General features: G+C 63.7%; 15 protein-coding genes. 11 read left to right on the top strand and 4 right to left on the bottom strand.

All coding sequences use genetic code 11. The features are described 5' to 3' along the window. Positions 1–56: 56 nt before the first annotated feature. Complete coding sequence (locus ACT54B_RS05115; RefSeq protein ID WP_476043303.1) at positions 57–1,994, top strand: polysaccharide biosynthesis protein; 1,938 nt, start codon at positions 57–59, stop codon at positions 1,992–1,994. 14 nt (positions 1,995–2,008) lie between these two features. On the opposite strand, the gene ACT54B_RS05120 is transcribed toward ACT54B_RS05115, so the two are convergent. Beyond that, complete coding sequence (locus tag ACT54B_RS05120) at positions 2,009–2,956, bottom strand: phosphoribosylaminoimidazolesuccinocarboxamide synthase (RefSeq protein WP_476043520.1); 948 nt, start codon at positions 2,954–2,956, stop codon at positions 2,009–2,011. 224 nt (positions 2,957–3,180) lie between these two features. On the opposite strand from ACT54B_RS05120, the gene ACT54B_RS05125 reads away from it, so the two are divergent. Next, positions 3,181–3,393, top strand: coding sequence for a hypothetical protein (locus ACT54B_RS05125; protein WP_476043305.1), 213 nt, complete (start codon positions 3,181–3,183; stop codon positions 3,391–3,393). Between the two features lie 78 nt (positions 3,394–3,471). Here the strand turns inward: ACT54B_RS05125 and ACT54B_RS05130 are convergent, their stop codons facing one another. Then, positions 3,472–4,908 (bottom strand): aldehyde dehydrogenase family protein, encoded by a 1,437-nt coding sequence (locus tag ACT54B_RS05130; RefSeq protein ID WP_476043307.1) that lies wholly within the window; start codon positions 4,906–4,908, stop codon positions 3,472–3,474. Positions 4,909–5,106: 198 nt separating this feature from the next. On the opposite strand from ACT54B_RS05130, the gene cueR reads away from it, so the two are divergent. After that, a complete protein-coding gene (gene cueR / locus ACT54B_RS05135; RefSeq protein ID WP_476043309.1) occupies positions 5,107–5,496 on the top strand; it encodes a Cu(I)-responsive transcriptional regulator in 390 nt (129 codons plus the stop codon). Position 5,497: 1 nt separating this feature from the next. Here the strand turns inward: cueR and ACT54B_RS05140 are convergent, their stop codons facing one another. Beyond that, positions 5,498–7,963 carry a heavy metal translocating P-type ATPase gene (locus ACT54B_RS05140; RefSeq protein ID WP_476043311.1) on the bottom strand — a complete coding sequence of 822 codons (2,466 nt, stop codon included), beginning with the start codon at positions 7,961–7,963 and terminating at the stop codon, positions 5,498–5,500. Between the two features lie 163 nt (positions 7,964–8,126). Between ACT54B_RS05140 and ACT54B_RS05145 the strand changes: the two genes are divergently transcribed. From ACT54B_RS05145 to cydB, 5 genes are all read left to right on the top strand, one after another. Next, positions 8,127–8,324: a heavy-metal-associated domain-containing protein gene (locus ACT54B_RS05145; protein WP_476043313.1), complete on the top strand. Its 198-nt coding sequence runs from the start codon at positions 8,127–8,129 to the stop codon at positions 8,322–8,324. Between the two features lie 80 nt (positions 8,325–8,404). Continuing rightward, the gene (locus ACT54B_RS05150; RefSeq protein ID WP_476043315.1) at positions 8,405–9,520 is read left to right on the top strand and encodes an HPP family protein; all 1,116 of its coding nucleotides are present in this window, start codon (positions 8,405–8,407) and stop codon (positions 9,518–9,520) included. Between the two features lie 101 nt (positions 9,521–9,621). Next, positions 9,622–9,978, top strand: a complete 357-nt coding sequence (locus tag ACT54B_RS05155; protein ID WP_476043317.1) for a YbaN family protein — start codon at positions 9,622–9,624, stop codon at positions 9,976–9,978. Between the two features lie 214 nt (positions 9,979–10,192). Continuing rightward, positions 10,193–11,581, top strand: coding sequence for a cytochrome ubiquinol oxidase subunit I (locus ACT54B_RS05160; RefSeq protein WP_476043521.1), 1,389 nt, complete (start codon positions 10,193–10,195; stop codon positions 11,579–11,581). Beyond that, positions 11,571–12,575, top strand: a complete 1,005-nt coding sequence (gene cydB, locus ACT54B_RS05165; RefSeq protein ID WP_476043319.1) for a cytochrome d ubiquinol oxidase subunit II — start codon at positions 11,571–11,573, stop codon at positions 12,573–12,575. The genes ACT54B_RS05160 and cydB overlap by 11 nt, the downstream gene beginning before the upstream one ends. A 112-nt stretch (positions 12,576–12,687) precedes the next feature. Here cydB and ACT54B_RS05170 read toward each other — a convergent pair whose 3' ends face one another. Further along, on the bottom strand, positions 12,688–13,515 hold the full coding sequence (locus tag ACT54B_RS05170; protein WP_476043321.1) for an alpha/beta hydrolase: 828 nt from the start codon (positions 13,513–13,515) through the stop codon (positions 12,688–12,690). Between the two features lie 219 nt (positions 13,516–13,734). Here ACT54B_RS05170 and ACT54B_RS05175 point away from each other — a divergent pair, with 219 nt between their 5' ends. The 3 genes from ACT54B_RS05175 to kynA are packed head-to-tail and all read left to right on the top strand — an operon-like array spanning position 13,735 to position 17,403. Continuing rightward, positions 13,735–15,363, top strand: coding sequence for an AMP-binding protein (locus ACT54B_RS05175; protein WP_476043323.1), 1,629 nt, complete (start codon positions 13,735–13,737; stop codon positions 15,361–15,363). A gap of 5 nt (positions 15,364–15,368) precedes the next feature. After that, positions 15,369–16,568, top strand: coding sequence for a kynureninase (kynU, locus tag ACT54B_RS05180; RefSeq protein ID WP_476043325.1), 1,200 nt, complete (start codon positions 15,369–15,371; stop codon positions 16,566–16,568). Position 16,569: 1 nt separating this feature from the next. Beyond that, positions 16,570–17,403 carry a tryptophan 2,3-dioxygenase gene (kynA, locus tag ACT54B_RS05185; RefSeq protein WP_476043327.1) on the top strand — a complete coding sequence of 278 codons (834 nt, stop codon included), beginning with the start codon at positions 16,570–16,572 and terminating at the stop codon, positions 17,401–17,403. Position 17,404 lies beyond the last annotated feature (1 nt).

Here is a 17,404-nt window from a genome sequence, read left to right on the forward strand (position 1 = left end):
AAACGATGAGGATTGGGGCTATGAAGCCCGCAACGTGGCATCATCAGGCTCAGTCAATGTATCAGACGCAGATCATAGCGACGGTTTTGGCCATTCCGAGAGCCTATAAACGCTTGATCGCCATTACCTGGGACTCTTTTCTCTGCGTCCTGACCGTCTGGCTGGCCTATTGCCTGCGGCTGGACGGGTGGGTGACGCTCGAAGGCGAGGAATGGCTGCCTGTCGGGGTCTCGCTGCTTCTGGCCCTGCCGATCTTCATTTCCTTCGGTCTTTACCGCGCGATCTTCCGCTATGCCGGCGTGTCCGCCTTCATGGCGATCCTGCGCGCCATGGTGATCTATTCGCTCGGCTTCATGGCCGCCTTCACCATTATCAGCGTGCCGGGCATCCCGAGGACGGTCGGCATTCTCCAGCCGCTGCTGCTGCTCGTTTTCTTGTCCATTTCGCGTCTCGGCGCGCGCTACTGGCTGGGCTCGGACTACCGCCGCCAGTTGCGGGCAAACGGCCAACCGAATGTGCTGATCTACGGCGCGGGTTCGGCCGGCCGCCAGATCGCCGCCGCGCTCGAGGGCAGCACCGAACTGAAAGTCGTGGGCTTTGTCGACGATGACCGGAAGCTGCATGGCAGCATCTTGCGCGGCGTACCGATCTGGTCTCCGGACACCCTGCCCGACCTTATTCCACGCCTCAACGTCCGCGAAGTCCTCCTGGCCCTTCCCTCTTCTTCCCGCCAGCGACGCCTGGAAATTCTCGAAGAGATCCGCAATGTGCGCGTGAACGTGCGCACGGTACCGGACCTCAACGATATCGCGCAGGGCAAGGTGACGGTCAGCGATCTCCGGGAACTGGACATCGAGGACCTGCTCGGGCGCCATGCCATCCAGCCGCGGTCGAGCCTGATGGAAATGAACATCCGCGACAAGGTGGTGATGGTGACCGGAGCCGGCGGTTCGATCGGCAGCGAACTGTGCCGGCAGATCATCACGCTGGGTCCCGAAGCCCTGATCCTGGTGGAGCAGAGCGAGTTTGCGCTTTATGAGATCCACAGGGAGCTGGACAAGGAGTCGGTCCGGCTGTTTCCGGTCCTGGCCTCCGTTCGCGACCAGGCGCGCATGGAAGAAATCATGCGGGCGCTGAAGCCATCGACGGTCTACCATGCCGCAGCCTACAAGCATGTTCCGCTGGTCGAACACAATCCGGCGGAAGGCATCCGCAACAACAGCCTTGGAACCATGGCGACGGCGCTGGCGGCCCGGGCATGTGGCGTGGCCAATTTCGTCCTGATCAGCACCGACAAGGCCGTCCGGCCGACCAACATCATGGGCGCCAGCAAGCGTATGGCGGAAATGGTGCTGCAGGCATTGGCCGCCGAGCGCTCGGCCCAGTATCCCACCAATTTTTCCATGGTCCGGTTCGGCAATGTGCTGGGCTCGTCGGGATCGGTGGTGCCCCTGTTCCGCCAGCAGATCCGGGACGGCGGGCCCGTCACCCTGACCCATCAGGACGTGACCCGCTATTTCATGACCATACCGGAAGCCTCGCAGCTGGTTATCCAGGCCGGCGCCATGTCCGCCGGCGGAGATGTCTTCCTGCTCGATATGGGCGAGCCGGTGAAGATTTACGATCTGGCCCGGAAGATGATCGAGCTGTCCGGTCTTCAGGTCAGGGACGCGGAAAACCCGGAAGGCGATATCGAGATCGAGGTCACGGGCATGCGCCCAGGCGAAAAGCTTTACGAGGAGCTCTTGATCGGCGACAATCCGCAGCCGACCGACCACCCTCGCATCCTGAAGGCCCATGAAGACATGGTGCCCTGGGCAGAGCTGAAGGGCTGGCTGGACAGGCTGGACGAGACGCTGACGCGCCGGGATTTCGATGCGATGCGCATCATCTTGCGGAAGCTCGTGTCCGGCTACGCGCCGAAGGAAGAACTGTCGGACGTTCTCCTCGACCACCAGCCCGACGAAGCCGAACAGGCACGCCGGGCCGTCTAGGCAACCCCCGCCGATCAGCCGGGGAAATAGGCCTTCAGGTTTGCCCGGACCCGCGCCAGCGGCGTTTCGCCCGTGTCGTCAGGCTGGAAGCGTTCACCCGTGATCGCCTCGAAGGCCCGGATATAGACCTTCGATGTCTCGGCAATCAGGCTGGCGGGAATTTCGGGGATCTCGTCGTGATAGGGATCGCACCGCTCGGCCACCCAGGCACGGACGAAATCCTTGTCGAAGCTTTCCGGCCGCTTGCCCGCTTCGAAAGCGCTCTCGTAGCTGGAAGCAATCCAGTAGCGGCTGCTATCCGGTGTATGGATTTCGTCGGCCAGAATGATCGTGCCGTCCGCATCCGTGCCGAACTCATATTTCGTATCCACGAGGATGAGGCCGTTCTTGGCCGCCAGCTCCTGGCCCCGCTTGAAGAGCGCGAGCGCGTAACGGGACAGCGTATCCCACTGCGCCTGCGTGAGCAGTCCTTTCGAAACGATCTCGTCAGGCGTCAGCGGCTCGTCATGCCCTCCGTCGAAGGCCTTGCTCGTCGGGGTGATGATCGGTTCCGGCAGCTTCTGGTTATCCTTGAGCCCATCGGGAAGGGTAACACCATACATCCGTCGTTCGCCCTTCTTGTAGAGCGTCAGGATCGAGGTGCCCGTCGTGCCGGCCAGATAGCCGCGCACCACGATTTCGACCGGCAGGATATCCAGCCGCTTGCCGACCACCACGGCGGGATCGGGATAGGCGATCACATGGTTGGGGCAGATGTCGGCCGTCTTCTCGAACCAGTAGCGGGCCGTCTGGGTCAGCACCTGCCCCTTGTAGGGAATGCAGGTGAGAATCCGGTCGAAAGCGGACAGGCGGTCGGTGGAAATGATGATCCGGCTGCCATCGGGCAGATCGTAGTTCTCGCGCACCTTGCCGCGGTAGTAATTCGGAAGTTCGGGGAAATGGGCTTCGGAGAGGATGCGCAAGCTGTGCCGCCTTTTCGTCTGGAAACCCCGGTCAAGGGGTGCGTTCATGTGCCGGGAAACTCGTTTTTCGCGGGCCTTTTGTCAAGCAAGCATGTCCTGCGGGGCGCGACATTCTGCCATGCGCTCCGGGCAGTTTGCCGCATTGGCTTTTATCAAGCCGGGGCCTATCCGCCTGATAGATGTCAAGGAGCCGGAACCTCGCCTCCCAGCGGAAAGGAACGATCATGATGAATCTCGTCTATCACATCCCCGTCTTCGGCTGGATGCTGAAGGAAGCCGCCAAGGGCTCCGATACGGCGCGCGTGCTGTTTCTCGTTAACATGGTGCTGATCTGGCTGCTGGCGATTTTCCTGTTCGGCTATCCGGCCATCATCATTCCCGCGCTGGTGGCCGTGCCCACGATCTTCGTGATCCTGATCGCGATCACCAAGGGCTGACACGCGCGCTTCCGCCCATGGAAAAAGGGGCCGCCTGCGGGCAGCCCCTCCAAAAAATCTCTCACCGAAGCGCGGGGATCAGCCGGCCAGCGTATAGGCCGTCTTCACCGTGGTGAAGAATTCCGCGGCGTAACGGCCCTGTTCGCGCGAACCGTAGGACGAACCCTTGCGGCCGCCGAAGGGCACGTGGAAATCCACGCCTGCGGTCGGCAGGTTCACCATCACCATGCCGGCCTCGGCATTGCGCTTGAAATGGGTCGCATATTTCAGGCTCGTGGTGGCAATGCCGGAAGACAGGCCGAAGGGCGTGTCATTGGCGGTCGCCAGCGCTTCCTCGTAATCCTTCACCCGGATGACGGAGGCGACCGGCCCGAAGATTTCCTCGCGCGAGATCCGCATCTGGTTGGTGGCTTCGGTGAAGAGCGCCGGCTGCAGGTAGAAGCCTTCGGTTTCGCGGTTCAGCCGCTCGCCGCCGAAGACGAGGTTTGCGCCTTCGCGCTTGCCGATCTCCACATAGTCCATGTCCTGGGCGAGCTGCTTTTCGTCGACGACAGGGCCGATCTGCGTGCCGGCCTTCAGCGCATTGTCGACCACGACCGACTTCATCCGCTCCGTCAGGGCGGCGACGAAACGGTCGTGAATGCCCTCGGTGACGATCAGGCGCGAGGAGGCCGTGCAGCGCTGGCCGGTGGAGAAGAAGGCGGAGTTGAGCGCCGCTTCGACAGCCACGTTCAGATCCGCGTCGTCAAGCACGACGAAGGGGTTCTTGCCGCCCATTTCCAGCTGGTACTTGCGGTTATGCTCGATGGAGGCCATGGCGACCCGCTTGCCGGTGCCGGTGGAGCCGGTAAAGGTGATGGCATTGATGTCGCCGCTGTCGAGCATGGCCTGGCCGACGACCGAGCCCTTGCCCATGACGAGGTTCAGCACGCCCGCCGGCAGGCCGGCGCGGTGCAGGATGTCGACGATCGCCCAGGCTGAGCCCGGCACCAGATCGGCCGGCTTGAAGACGATGGTGTTGCCGTAGCAGAGCGCCGGCGCGATCTTCCAGGCCGGAATGGCGATCGGGAAGTTCCAGGGCGTGATGATGCCGACCACGCCTACGGCCTCGCGGGTGATCTCGACGCCGATATTCGGGCGCACCGAGGGAACGGTTTCACCGGCCAGCCGCAGGCATTCGCCCGCGAAGAAATCGAAGATCTGACCGGCACGGATGGTTTCGCCGATGCCTTCGGCAAGGGTCTTGCCCTCTTCGCGCGACAGCAGCCGGCCGAGCTCTTCCTTGCGGGCCATGATTTCGTCGGAAGCCTTGCGCAGGATGGCGTGACGCTCGAGAATGCCGGAGCGAGACCAGGCCGGGAAAGCCGCCTTCGCCGCCGCAATGGCCGCCGCCACGTCGCTCGCATCCGCCCGTGCATAGAGACCGACGATGTCGGACGTATCGGACGGGTTGATGTTTTCGATGGCGTTGGCGCCGGTCCAGGTGCCGCCGATGAGGTTCTGGTGAATGGTCATGATGTCCTTCCGGGGTTCAGGCCGTCTCAGGCAGGATGGTTGCCGGCTGATATATCACTTCGAGCCGAAGGCGCAAATGCCGGATCGCAAGAATGCGGAATTTCCTCGCTGTGGAAAAGGCCGCTTGAGCTTCCAGCCACTGGAAGCTTTATTGTCGGGCATCCGGCCTTTGGCCCGAACACCTGCAAGGAGTGCGCCATGAACATCGGTACGGCATCGATCAAGTCCGGCCTGCCACCGAAGACCATCCGCTATTACGAGGAAATCGGCCTGATCCGCGCCGACCGCCGCTTAAACGGTTATCGCGATTATTCCGACAAGGACGTGCGCCGCCTGCATTTCGTCCATCGCGCCCGCGATCTCGGCTTCTCGGTCGAGGAATGCCGGCAATTGCTGTCGCTCTACGACGACGAGACGCGCGAAAGCAGCGAGGTGAAGGCGCTGGCAGAGCAGAAGCTCAGGGAAATCGAGAACCGCATTGCCGAGCTGACCTCGCTCAAGACATCGCTGCACCATCTGGTGCGAAACTGCCATGGGGATGACCGGCCCGACTGCCCCATCATCGAAGGGCTGGCGGGCCGGATCTAGCTCAGGCGACCGGGCGGAAGCGCTTCAGCCGGAGCGCGTTCCCGAGCACGAAGACGCTGGAAAGCGCCATGGCGCCGGCGCCCAGCATCGGCGAGAGGGTGATGCCGGTGAAGGGATAGAGGAGCCCTGCCGCCACCGGGATCAGCACCACATTATAGGCAAAGGCCCAGAACAGGTTGCCGGCAATATTGGCCATCGTGGCCCGCGAGAGCGCAATGGCATTGGCCACGCCCTTGAGATCCCCACCCATGAGCACGACATCGGCGCTTTCGATGGCAATATCCGTGCCGGTGCCGACCGCAAGACCCACATCCGCTTCGGCAAGCGCCGGCGCATCATTGATCCCGTCGCCGACGAAGGCCACTTTCGCGCCGCCCGCCTTCAGGCTGCGGATCGCATCCACCTTGCCGGACGGCAGCACCTCGGCGATGACAGTATCGATGCCGAGCTCGCGGCCGATGGCCTCCGCCGTGGAGCGCACGTCACCGGAGATCATCGCCACCTTCAGGCCGAGGCCATGCAGGGCAGCTATTGCCTGCGGCGTGGTCTTCTTCACCGGATCGGAGATGCCGAAAAGGGCTGCAAGCCTCCCGTCGACCGCCATGTAGAGCGGTGTGCGTGCCTTCCCGGCAAGCTCGGCCGACGCTTCGGCCAGGGCATCGAGATCGACACCCAGCTTTTCCATGTAGCGCCGGGCCCCGATGGCGATGCTGCGGCCGTCCACGCGGGCCGTCACTCCATAACCGGCCTCCGCCTCGAAGCCCTCGACAGCCTTCGGAGCCAGCCCCTCCTGGCGGGCAGCGTCCACAATCGCCTTGGCGGCGGGATGTTCGGAGCGCTCCTCCACCGAGGCGGCAAGGGAAAGGATTTCGGCACGGTCCCGTCCGGGGACAATGGCGACATCCGTCATCACGGGATGGCCTTCGGTCAGCGTGCCGGTCTTGTCGAGCGCGACGACCGTCACGTCCTTCAGGTCCTGCAGGGCTTCGCCATTGCGGAAGAGCGCGCCCATTTCCGCCGCACGACCGGTGCCGGTCATGATCGAGGCGGGCGTGGCCAGGCCCATGGCGCAGGGGCAGGCGATGATCAGCACCGCCACCGCATTGACGAGCGCGTGGGCGAGCTGCGGTTCGGGACCGAGCGCCAGCCAGAGCGCAAAGGTCAGCAGCGCCACCGCCATCACCGCCGGCACGAACCAGGCCGTCACCCGGTCGACCATGGCCTGCACGGGAAGCTTGGCCCCCTGCGCCTGCTCGACCATGCGGATGATCTGGGCGAGCACCGTATCCTCGCCGACGCGGGTGACGCGATAGGTAAGCCCGCCGCTGCCATTGACCGTGCCGCCGGTCAGCACCGCGCCCTTTTGCTTCAGGACCGGCACCGGTTCGCCCGAAATCATCGCCTCGTCCACGAAGGACTGGCCGTCCAGCACTTCCCCATCCACGGGAACCCGCTCGCCGGGCCGCAACTGCACCTGATCGCCCTCCGCCACGGCCTCGACCGGAACCTCGACGAAACCGCCGTCCCGGAGCACACGGGCGGTCTTGGCCTGCAGCTTCATCAGCTTGCTGATCGCTTCGCTCGTCCGGCCCTTGGCGCGCGCCTCCATCATCCGCCCGAAGAGGATGAGAACGACGATCACCGCCGCCGATTCGAAATAGACCTGTGTGGTGCCTGACGGCAGCGCCTCGGGCCAGAAGGTGGCAAAGGTGGAATAGGCCCAGGCCGCGAGCGTGCCGAGAACGACAAGCGAGTTCATGTCCGGCGCAAGACGATAGAGGGCGGGAATGCCCTTGCGGAAAAACCGCAGGCCCGGGCCGAACAGCACGATGCTGGTCAGCACGAAGGAGATGATCCGCAGCGGCTGCTCGCCGAACCGCATCATCAGGCTGTGATGGAACGTGTCGGAAAGGTGGGCGCCCATTTCCACGATCACCACGGGAATCGAAAGAACCGCCGCAATGAGAAGGTCGCGGGTGAGCGCCCGAAGCTCGTCGGCGCGTGCCGCCTCGCGGCTCCAGCCGGCCTCCGCCCGGTCCTTGACCGGCTTTGCCTCATACCCGACCCGCGAGACGGCAGCGGCGAGCGCTTCCCCGGTTACCGTCGAAAGGGCCGTGACCGTCGCCTGGTTGGTGGCGAGATTGACGGATGCCTGGACGACGCCCGGGACGGAAAGCAGCGCCTTTTCGACCCGCCGCACGCAGGAGGCGCAGGTCATGCCCTCCACGTCGAGCAGGATCGTCTCTTCCGGCACCGTATAGCCCGCCTTCTCGATGGCGGCGATCACGGCACAGGCAGCCTCGGGCGTGAGCGTCACGTCGGCACGTTCGGTGGCAAGATTGACATTCGCCGCACGGACGCCGGGAACGGCGGCAATCGCCTTCTCCACCCGCCGCACGCAGGACGCGCAGGTCATTCCCTCCACCGGGATCATCTGGCGAAAAGCAAGATCGGCCATGGTCTTCATCCTTTGAAATTCATCGATGGAACAAGGCGTAATCCTTCCCGTCACTGGAAGGTCAACAGCAATCTTTCGCAATCATACAAAACTTTTCGGTTGACCTTCCAGTGACAGGAAGGACGATGGAGAAAAGGGTAAAGTCCCCAAAAGGATCGGAAAGGACCAGATCATGCTTGAACTCAACGTACCGGACATGAGCTGCGGCCATTGCGTGGCCACCATCACCAAGACCGTGCAGGCGCTGGATAGCGGCGCATCGGTCAAGGCGGATCTCGCAACCCGCACCGTCAGCATCGAAACGAAAGCCGAAAAGGGAACAGTGGCCGCCGCGCTTGAAGAAGCAGGCTACCCCTCTTCCGTGAAATAAGCAGCCTGTTGCTCCTTCTCGGGGCGGGTTCGCATGAACCTGCCCCGACATTTGCCCGCCACCGTCCGAGATCTCTTCCCATGGATACGCTTCCTGTCTTCCTGGCACGGCTGGTGCCGGCGCTGCCCCGCATTCCGCCGCGCGAAATCCTGCGCATCTTCATCGGCGCGCTGATCGGGATCGGCCTGACCGGCCTATTGACCTCGCTGCTGGTGCCGGGATCGCTCCTGCCCTTCCTCATTCCGCCGCTGGGCGCGTCCGCCGTGCTTCTCTTCGGTGTTCCGGCAAGCCCGCTTGCGCAACCCTGGTCGATCATCGGCGGCAACATGATCAGCGCGGCGGTGGGCGTGACGATCGCCCTGCTGGTGCCGAACGTGATCCTGGCCGCAGCGCTCGCCGTCTCGCTGGCCATCGTCGCGATGATCCTCTGCAAGTGCCTGCATCCGCCGGGCGGCGCCATGGCCCTCACGGCCGTCCTCGGCGCGCCCGCCATTCATGCGGCCGGTTATCATTTCGTGCTGATGCCGGCGGGATTGAACTCCCTGCTGCTGCTGGTCGCGGCCCTGCTCTACAACAACCTCACCGGCCATCGCTATCCGCATGCCCTGCCGGCGGCCAAGCCCGTGAGCCACAAGACCCAGGACCCGCCGCCGACACAGCGGACCGGCATCCTTCGCCCGGATCTGGAAGCGGCGCTTGCCCAGTATGACGAGATTCTCGACATCGCGCCGGAAGACCTGGAGGCGATCCTGCTGCAATTGCAGGCAAAGACCTTCACCCGCCGCTCGGGCGGCATTCGGGTGGAACACATCATGTCGCGCGATGTGGTCGCGGTGGCTCCCGGTGCAACGCTGGACGCGGCCCTTCAGGCCATGGGCCGCCACAATATCCGCGACCTGCCGGTGACCGAGCCGACCGGCCAGCTTCGCGGCATCTTCACCCAGTCCGATCTGATGCGGGCCCTCGCGGAACAGGGCCGAAACGAGCTCACGCATCCGGTTGCGGATTACATGACCGCTGCGGTGGAAACGGCGCGGGCGACTCAGCCGATTGCCGAACTCGTGCCCGCCATGGCGGATCGTGGCCTCCATGCCATGCCGGTGACCGATGCGGAAGGCCGGCTGGTGGGCATGCTCACCCAGTCCGATCTCATCGCCGGGCTCTTCGCCCGGCGTACGGCGATCGAGCCCGCATGAGACCCAAAGAAAGTGGGAGGCTTTGCAGGATGCGCCTCCCCCTTCGCCCCGAACTGCACTAGATAAGACTACCCTCCTTCGAACGTGCAGCCGGGATCATCATGCGATTTGTCTATCTGGGCCTAGGCTGGTTTTTCGTTGCGCTCGGCATTATCGGCGCCTTCCTGCCGGTCATGCCGACAACGATCTTCCTGATCATCGCCGCCTGGTGCTTCGCCCGGTCCTCGCCGGAACTGGAAGCCTGGCTTCTGGCCCATCCGCTGTTCGGCGAGCCGCTGCGCAACTGGCGGGAGCGCGGCGCGATCTCCCGCCGCGCCAAGCTGATCGCCTGCACCATGATTACGGCCAGCTACGGCATCTTCTTCTATTCCACCCAGCCCGGACCGCGCCTTGCGGTTCTGGTCTTCGTGCTGATGGCGGCACCCGCCCTTTATGTGGCCACGCGGCCGAACAGCTGATTTTCGCGCGAAAAGCCGGTTCCAATGCCGCATTTTGCCGCGAGACAAGCCGCCACTGCGGCAATCAGCCCAAGTTTTAGGGTAGGACTAGGACAAAGTGTAATCTTGATATTCGGCAGAACCGGTAGACATTACGGGCAGGTTCTCGAAGGCGGCGCGATCAGCCGCCCGAACAGGAAGGAAGCCTGTCGTGTCACTTCTTGCCGATGCAGAAATGCTGGCCCGCCTCCAGTTTGCCTTCACGATCTCGTTTCACATCGTGTTCCCTGCCTTCTCGATCGGGCTTGCCAGCTATCTCGCCGTTCTGGAAGGCCTTTGGCTCTGGAAGAAGCAGCGGGTCTATCTGGATCTCTTCGATTTCTGGAAAACGATCTTCGCCATCGCCTTCGCCATGGGTGTCGTGTCCGGCATCGTCATGTCCTACCAGTTCGGAACGAACTGGAGCGTCTTCTCGGAAAAGGCCGGCCCCGTCATCGGCCCCCTGATGGGCTATGAAGTCCTGACCGCCTTCTTCCTCGAGGCCGGTTTCCTCGGCGTCATGCTCTTCGGTCGCACCCGCGTCGGCCCCGGGCTGCACTTCTTCGCAACCCTCATGGTCGCCTTCGGCACGCTGATATCGGCGACCTGGATTCTCGCCGTCAATTCCTGGATGCAGACCCCGCAGGGCTTCGCCATCAATGATGTCGGCCAGTTCGTTCCGGCGGACTGGTGGGCGATCATCTTCAACCCGTCCTTCCCCTACCGTCTCGTGCACATGGTGCTGGCTGCCTATCTCACGACCGCGCTCGTGGTGGGCGCCGTTGGGGCCTGGCATCTTCTGAAGCGTGACGGCGATCTCCGTGCCGCGAAAATGTTCCGCATGGCCATGGGCATGATCGTGGTGACCGCACCGATCCAGATCTTTGCCGGTGACCTGCACGGCCTGAACACGCTGGAACATCAGCCGACCAAGATCATGGCCATGGAAGGCCATTTCGACAGCCATCCGAATGGTGCCCCCCTCATCCTCTTCGGCCTGCCCAACCAGGCGGAAAAGCGGGTGGACTACGCCCTTTCCATCCCGAACCTCTCCAGTCTGATCCTCCACCATGGCTGGAACGCGCCGGTCGCCGGCCTGGATACGGTCCCCGACGAACTTGAACCACCGGTCGCCGTGGTCTTCTGGTCGTTCCGAATCATGGTGGGGCTCGGCATGCTGATGCTGGCGCTGGGTGTCTATGCCCTCTATCACCGGATCCAGGGATCGATGGAACGTGCCCCCTGGCTGCACCGCTTTGCGCTTCTAATGGGACCGGCCGGTTTCGTGGCCGTCCTCGCCGGCTGGGTGACGACGGAGGTCGGCCGCCAGCCCTATACGATCTACGGACACCTGCTGACGTCGGAGTCCCGCTCCGCCATCGCGGCGCCGGCCGTCGCCACCTCGCTGATCGCCTTCATCATCGTCTATTTCCTCGTCTTCGGCGCCGGTGTCTTCTACATCCTCCGCCTCATGAAGCGCCTGCCGGACAATCCCGACGAGGAGCTGGACGAAGGACCGCTGCGCACCGTGGCGCTGCCCAATCCTGCCCACCCGGCCACGAAAGGACATCACGATGGTCATTGATCTTGCCTTCGTCTGGGCGGCCATCATCGCCTTTGCGGTGCTCGCCTATGTGGTCATGGACGGCTTCGACTTGGGGATCGGCATCCTCTTTCCCTTCTTTCCGCACAAGAAGGACAGGGATGTGATGATGAATTCCGTGGCGCCCGTCTGGGATGGCAACGAAACCTGGCTGGTGCTTGGCGGCGGCGGATTGCTGGCGGTCTTTCCGCTTGCCTATGCCATCGTGCTCCCGGCCCTCTACATGCCCATCATCCTCATGTTGCTGGGCCTGATCTTCCGGGGCGTCGCCTTCGAATATCGCTGGCGCACCCGGCGGGCGGAATATCTCTGGAACCATGCCTTTGCCTGGGGTTCGACCCTGGCGACCTTCTGCCAGGGCATCGCGCTGGGGGCGCTGGTGCAGGGAATCGAGGTCAGGAATCGCGCCTATGCCGGCGGCTGGTGGGACTGGCTGACACCCTTCTCGCTGGCAACCGGCCTAGCCCTCGTCATCGGCTACATGCTGCTCGGCTCCACATGGCTCGCCATGCGGACGGAAGGCGAGCTGAACGCAAAGGCGCGCCGCATTGCCCGGCTGTCCGCCTTCGGCACGGTGGCGGCGATGGGGGTCTTCAGTCTGTGGACCCCGTTCACCGAGCCGCTTTATCTGGAACGCTGGTTCAAGGGCCCCACCGCCTTCTTTTCCTTCGTGGTGCCGGTTCTGGTGCTGGGCTGCCTTTACGTGATCCTGAACGGCCTCAAGGCGGGCCATGACAAGCGGCCCTTCCTGGCCTCGCTGGGCCTTTTCATACTGGGCTATGCGGGAATCGGCATCAGCTTCTACCCCTATATCGTGCCGCCATCGGTCACCATTGCGGATGCCGCAGCGCCGGATTCGAGCCTTGCCTTCCTGTTGGCCGGTGCCGTCGTGCTGGTGCCGATGATCCTGTGCTACACGGCCTATTCCTACTGGGTCTTCCGCGGCAAGATTTCCGATCAGGACGGATATCATTGATGGGCGCGCGGAACGGGACGACCCGGCTGCTCTGGTTCGTCGGGCTCTGGGCGATGGGCGTGGGCGTGACGGCCATCGTCGGCTATATCATCCGGATCTGGCTGACCTGATCTCAGGAAAGCCAGCACGCGACGAGCAGCGAGGCCGGGTCGGCCAGATCGTCGATGACATTGAAATGGTGCCGGTCCGGCTCTTCCCAGGCAAAAGTCCGGGCTCCGAGGCCGGTCCAGATATTGGCGAGCAGCGCATTCTGCCGGCGAAACTCCGCCCGCTCCGCCCCGCCGACCCAGCAGGTCAGCCGGGTCTTGTCGACCGGGCGAAGAAGCGCCGGACTTTCCCGGTCTGCGGTGGCTTCGTCGAGCTTCAGCGTCTCGCGCATGCCGGTCTGCAGCAGCGGCCGGAGATCGTGGACACCGGAAAGCGAAACCACATGCGCCACCCGGCCCTGCAGGGCGGGCGCGAGCGGGCTTTCCCGGCAGACCATGCGCGTGACGAGGTGACCGCCCGCAGAATGGCCGGTCAGATGGATCGGGCCTTCGATCCGGGCTGCGGCGGCCGTGATCGCCGCGCCGATATCCGCGACGATGTCGGGAATGCCCGCCTCCGGCGCCAGCCGGTAGGAGGGCAGCGCCACCGCGAAGCCGTGGCCGAGCGCCCCTTCGGCGAGATGCGACCAGGTGGATTTGTCGAAGGCCATCCAGTAGCCGCCATGCACGATGACCGCGAGCCCCCGGGGCGCACCTTCGGGCAGGAACAGATCATAGCGATGCCGGGCATGAGGCCCGTAGGCAATGTCCAGTTCGGCGCGACCGGACACCGCCATCCGCGTGCGAAAACCTTCCGCCGCCTCGTTCCAGGCACCCGGCCAGCGGTCCGATCCGGCGATATGGGCCCCATTCTGATAGGCGATCTCGAAATCGCGCACGCTTTGACCGAACATCCATTCCTCCCTGTTTCGCAAGCAAAGCCTATGCACCGCTTTCAAATTGATCAAGGCCATTATTTTAAGCTTGAAATATAACGGCGCTTGTGCAACCTTCAGCCCATTCAGGCCCGCCCATAGGCGGTGACCTTAGAGAACCCGGAGTGGTTCAGCGTCTTTAGAGAGGCGCACCCAATCTATCAAAAAGACGATCATCGCCAAGGGGGGACTCCTGTGATGTTAAGCCCGTCCGCGCACGTGGATACGTTTGCCCGTATGAACCTGCCGCCCGAAGACCAGTGGCCGGTTTTCCTGCTCGAGGGATTCGACTATCCCGAATATCTCAATGCCGCCTATGAACTGACCGACCGCATGGTGGAGCGCGGCTTCGGCGACAACACCGCCCTTATCGGCAATGGCCGCCGCCGCACCTACAAGGAGCTGACCGACTGGTCGAACCGCCTCGCCCATGCGCTGGTCAACAGCTATGGCGTCAAGCCGGGCAACCGCGTGCTGATCCGCTCCGCCAACAACCCCGCCATGATTGCCTGCTGGCTTGCCGCGACCAAGGCCGGCGCGGTGGTGGTCAACACCATGCCCATGCTCCGCTCCGGCGAGCTCACCAAGATCATCGACAAGGCGGAAATTTCGCTGGCGCTCTGCGACACCCGGATCATGGACGAGCTGGCGCTCGCCGCCAAGGACAGCCGTTTCCTGAAAACGGTCGTCGGCTTCGATGGCACCGCCAATCACGATGCGGAGCTCGACCGGGTGGCCTTGAACCAGCCGGTCCGCTTCGAGGCGGTACGGACGGGACGGGACGACGTGGCGCTGCTCGGCTTCACCTCGGGCACCACAGGCAATCCCAAGGCCACCATGCATTTCCACCGGGACCTGCTGATCATCGCCGATGCCTATGCGAAGGACGTGCTGCAGGTAAGGCCTGACGACGTCTTCGTCGGCTCGCCGCCGATTGCCTTTACCTTCGGGCTGGGCGGCCTCGCGATCTTTCCCTTGCGCTTCGGCGCGGCGGCCGCCCTTCTCGAACATGCCACGCCGCCGAACATGATCGAGATCATCGAGACCTACAAGGCGACCGTCTGCTTCACCGCCCCCACCGCCTATCGTGCCATGCTCGCTGCCATGGACAAGGGAGCCGATCTCTCCTCGCTCCGCATTGCCGTATCCGCCGGCGAGACGCTGCCCGGACCGGTCTACGAGAGCTGGGTGGAAAAGACCGGCAAGCCCATTCTCGACGGCATCGGCGCGACCGAAATGCTGCATGTCTTCATCTCCAACCGGCTGGACGATCGCGGCCCCGCCACCACGGGCCGCCCCGTCACCGGCTACGAGGCGAAGATCGTCGACGAGGAGATGAACGAGGTGCCGCGCGGCACAGTCGGCAAGCTTGCCGTGCGCGGGCCGACCGGGTGCCGCTACATGGCCGACGACCGGCAGGCGAACTATGTGAAGAAAGGCTGGAACCTCACCGGCGATGCCTTCTACCAGGACGAGGACGGCCGCTTCCACTTCGCCGCCCGCACCGACGACATGATCATCTCCGCCGGCTACAACATTGCCGGACCGGAGGTGGAGGCCGCCCTTCTCAGCCATCCTCATGTGCTGGAATGCGCGGTCATCGGCGCGCCGGACGAGGCCCGCGGCGAGATCGTCGAGGCCCATATCGTGCTGAAACCGGGCATCGAGGCCTCCGACGTGCTGACGCTGGAGCTCCAGACCCATGTGAAGGCGGTCATCGCGCCCTACAAATATCCGCGCTCGATCAAATATACCGAGGCGCTGCCAAAGACGCAGACCGGCAAGATCCAGCGCTTCCAGTTGAAAGCTAACCGCAAGAACGGCTGACCGACATGACCGCATCTCTTTTCGACAAGACCCGCACGCTCTTCGATCTCCCGGAAGGCGTCATCTATCTCGACGGCAATTCGCTCGGCGCACTCCCCCGGGTCGCCCGTGAGCGCGTGGCCCGCGAAGTGGATCACAGCTGGGGCAACCAGCTGATCCGCGCCTGGAACACCTGCGGCTGGATCGACCTGCCCGCCGAGGTGGGCCGCAAGATCAGCCGCCTCGTCGGCGCGCCCGAGGGGTCGGTGATCGCCGCCGATTCCACCTCGATCAACCTGTTCAAGGCGCTCACCGCAGCCCTCCGGCTCGCCGGCGACCGCAAGGTGATCCTGTCGGACAGCGGCAACTTCCCGAGCGATCTCTACATCGCCGAGGGCGTCATCGAAACCATGGGCAAGGGACACAGCCTGAAGGTCGTCTCGCCCGAAGAGGTGGACGCCGCCATCGACGGCTCCGTCGCCGTCCTCATGCTGACGGAAGTGGATTACGCCACCGGCCGCAAGCACGACATGAAGGCGCTGACGGCAAAGGCGAAAGCCCATGGCGTCATCACCATCTGGGATCTCGCCCATTCCGCCGGTGCTTTCCCGGTAGACCTTTATGGCGCCGGCGCCGATTTCGCCATCGGCTGCGGCTACAAGTACCTGAATGGCGGCCCCGGCGCGCCAGCCTTCATCTATGTCCGCCCGGACCTGCAGGACAAGATCACGCCCTCGCTCTCCGGCTGGCTCGGCCATGATGCGCCCTTCCAGTTCGAGCTCGGCTATCGCCCGGCAGGCTCCATCGACCGCATGCGCGCCGGCACGCCGCCGGTTCTCTCCATGGCGGCCCTCGATGCGGCTCTGTCGGTCTGGGACGGGATCGACATGGCCGAAGTCCGCGCCCGCTCCATCGAGCTTTGCGAGATCTTCATCCGCGAGGTGGAAGCCCGCTGCCCGACGCTGACGCTCGCCTCGCCGCGCGATCCGCACCAGCGCGGCAGCCAGGTCTCCTTCCGCCATGAGCAGGGCTTCGCGATCATGCAGGCGCTGATTGCCCATCTGGTGATCGGCGATTTCCGCGCCCCGAACATCATCCGTTTCGGCTTCACCCCGCTTTATGTCACCCCCGGCGATGCCCTGAAGGCGGCGGAAGTGCTGGAGCGCGTGATGAAGGACAAGCTCTACGAAAAGCCCGAATACCAGAAGAAGGGCAAGGTGACCTGAGATGACCGAGAAGACCGAACAGACCCATGAGGGTGCGGTGCTCGATTTCTCGCGCCGCATGTCCTATTCCAACTATCTGAGCCTCGAAAAGGTACTGCATGCGCAACACCCGCTCTCGACCGCCCATGACGAGCTGCTGTTCATCATCCAGCACCAGACCTCCGAACTCTGGATGAAGCTGGCGATCCACGAGATCCGCGCGGCGCTGAAATGCCTGCGGGAAAACGACCTGCAGCCCGCCTTCAAGATGCTCTCCCGCGTCGCCCGCATCTTCGAACAGCTGAACAGCGCCTGGGACGTGCTGCGCACCATGACACCCTCGGAATATACCGAGTTTCGCAATGCGCTCGGCCAGTCCTCCGGCTTCCAGTCCTGGCAATACCGGGCCATCGAGTTCCTGGCCGGCAACCGCAATCTGACGCTGCTGAAGCCGCATGAGCATGATCCGGTCATCTCTGCGGAACTGAACGCCATCCTCGCCGAACCGGCCCTCTATGACGAGGCGGTGGCCCTGCTCGCCCGCGCCGGCTTCGATATCGGCGAAGGCTCCGTCGTCAATCCGGACGGCTCCCGCGGCGAAAGCGAGAAGGTTCTGGAAGCCTGGGCGGAAGTCTATCGCGATCCCCGCAAGTATTGGGAACTCTACGAGCTGGCAGAAAAGCTGATCGACTTCGAGGATTACTTCCGTCGCTGGCGTTTCAACCATGTCACGACCGTGGAACGGGTGATCGGCATGAAGCGCGGCACCGGCGGCACGGTCGGGGTTTCCTATCTCAAGCGCATGCTGGAAATCGTGCTCTTCCCCGAGCTCTGGCGGGTCCGCACCGCGCTTTGAC

This window comes from Gellertiella sp. DMC107 (genome assembly GCF_056313605.1).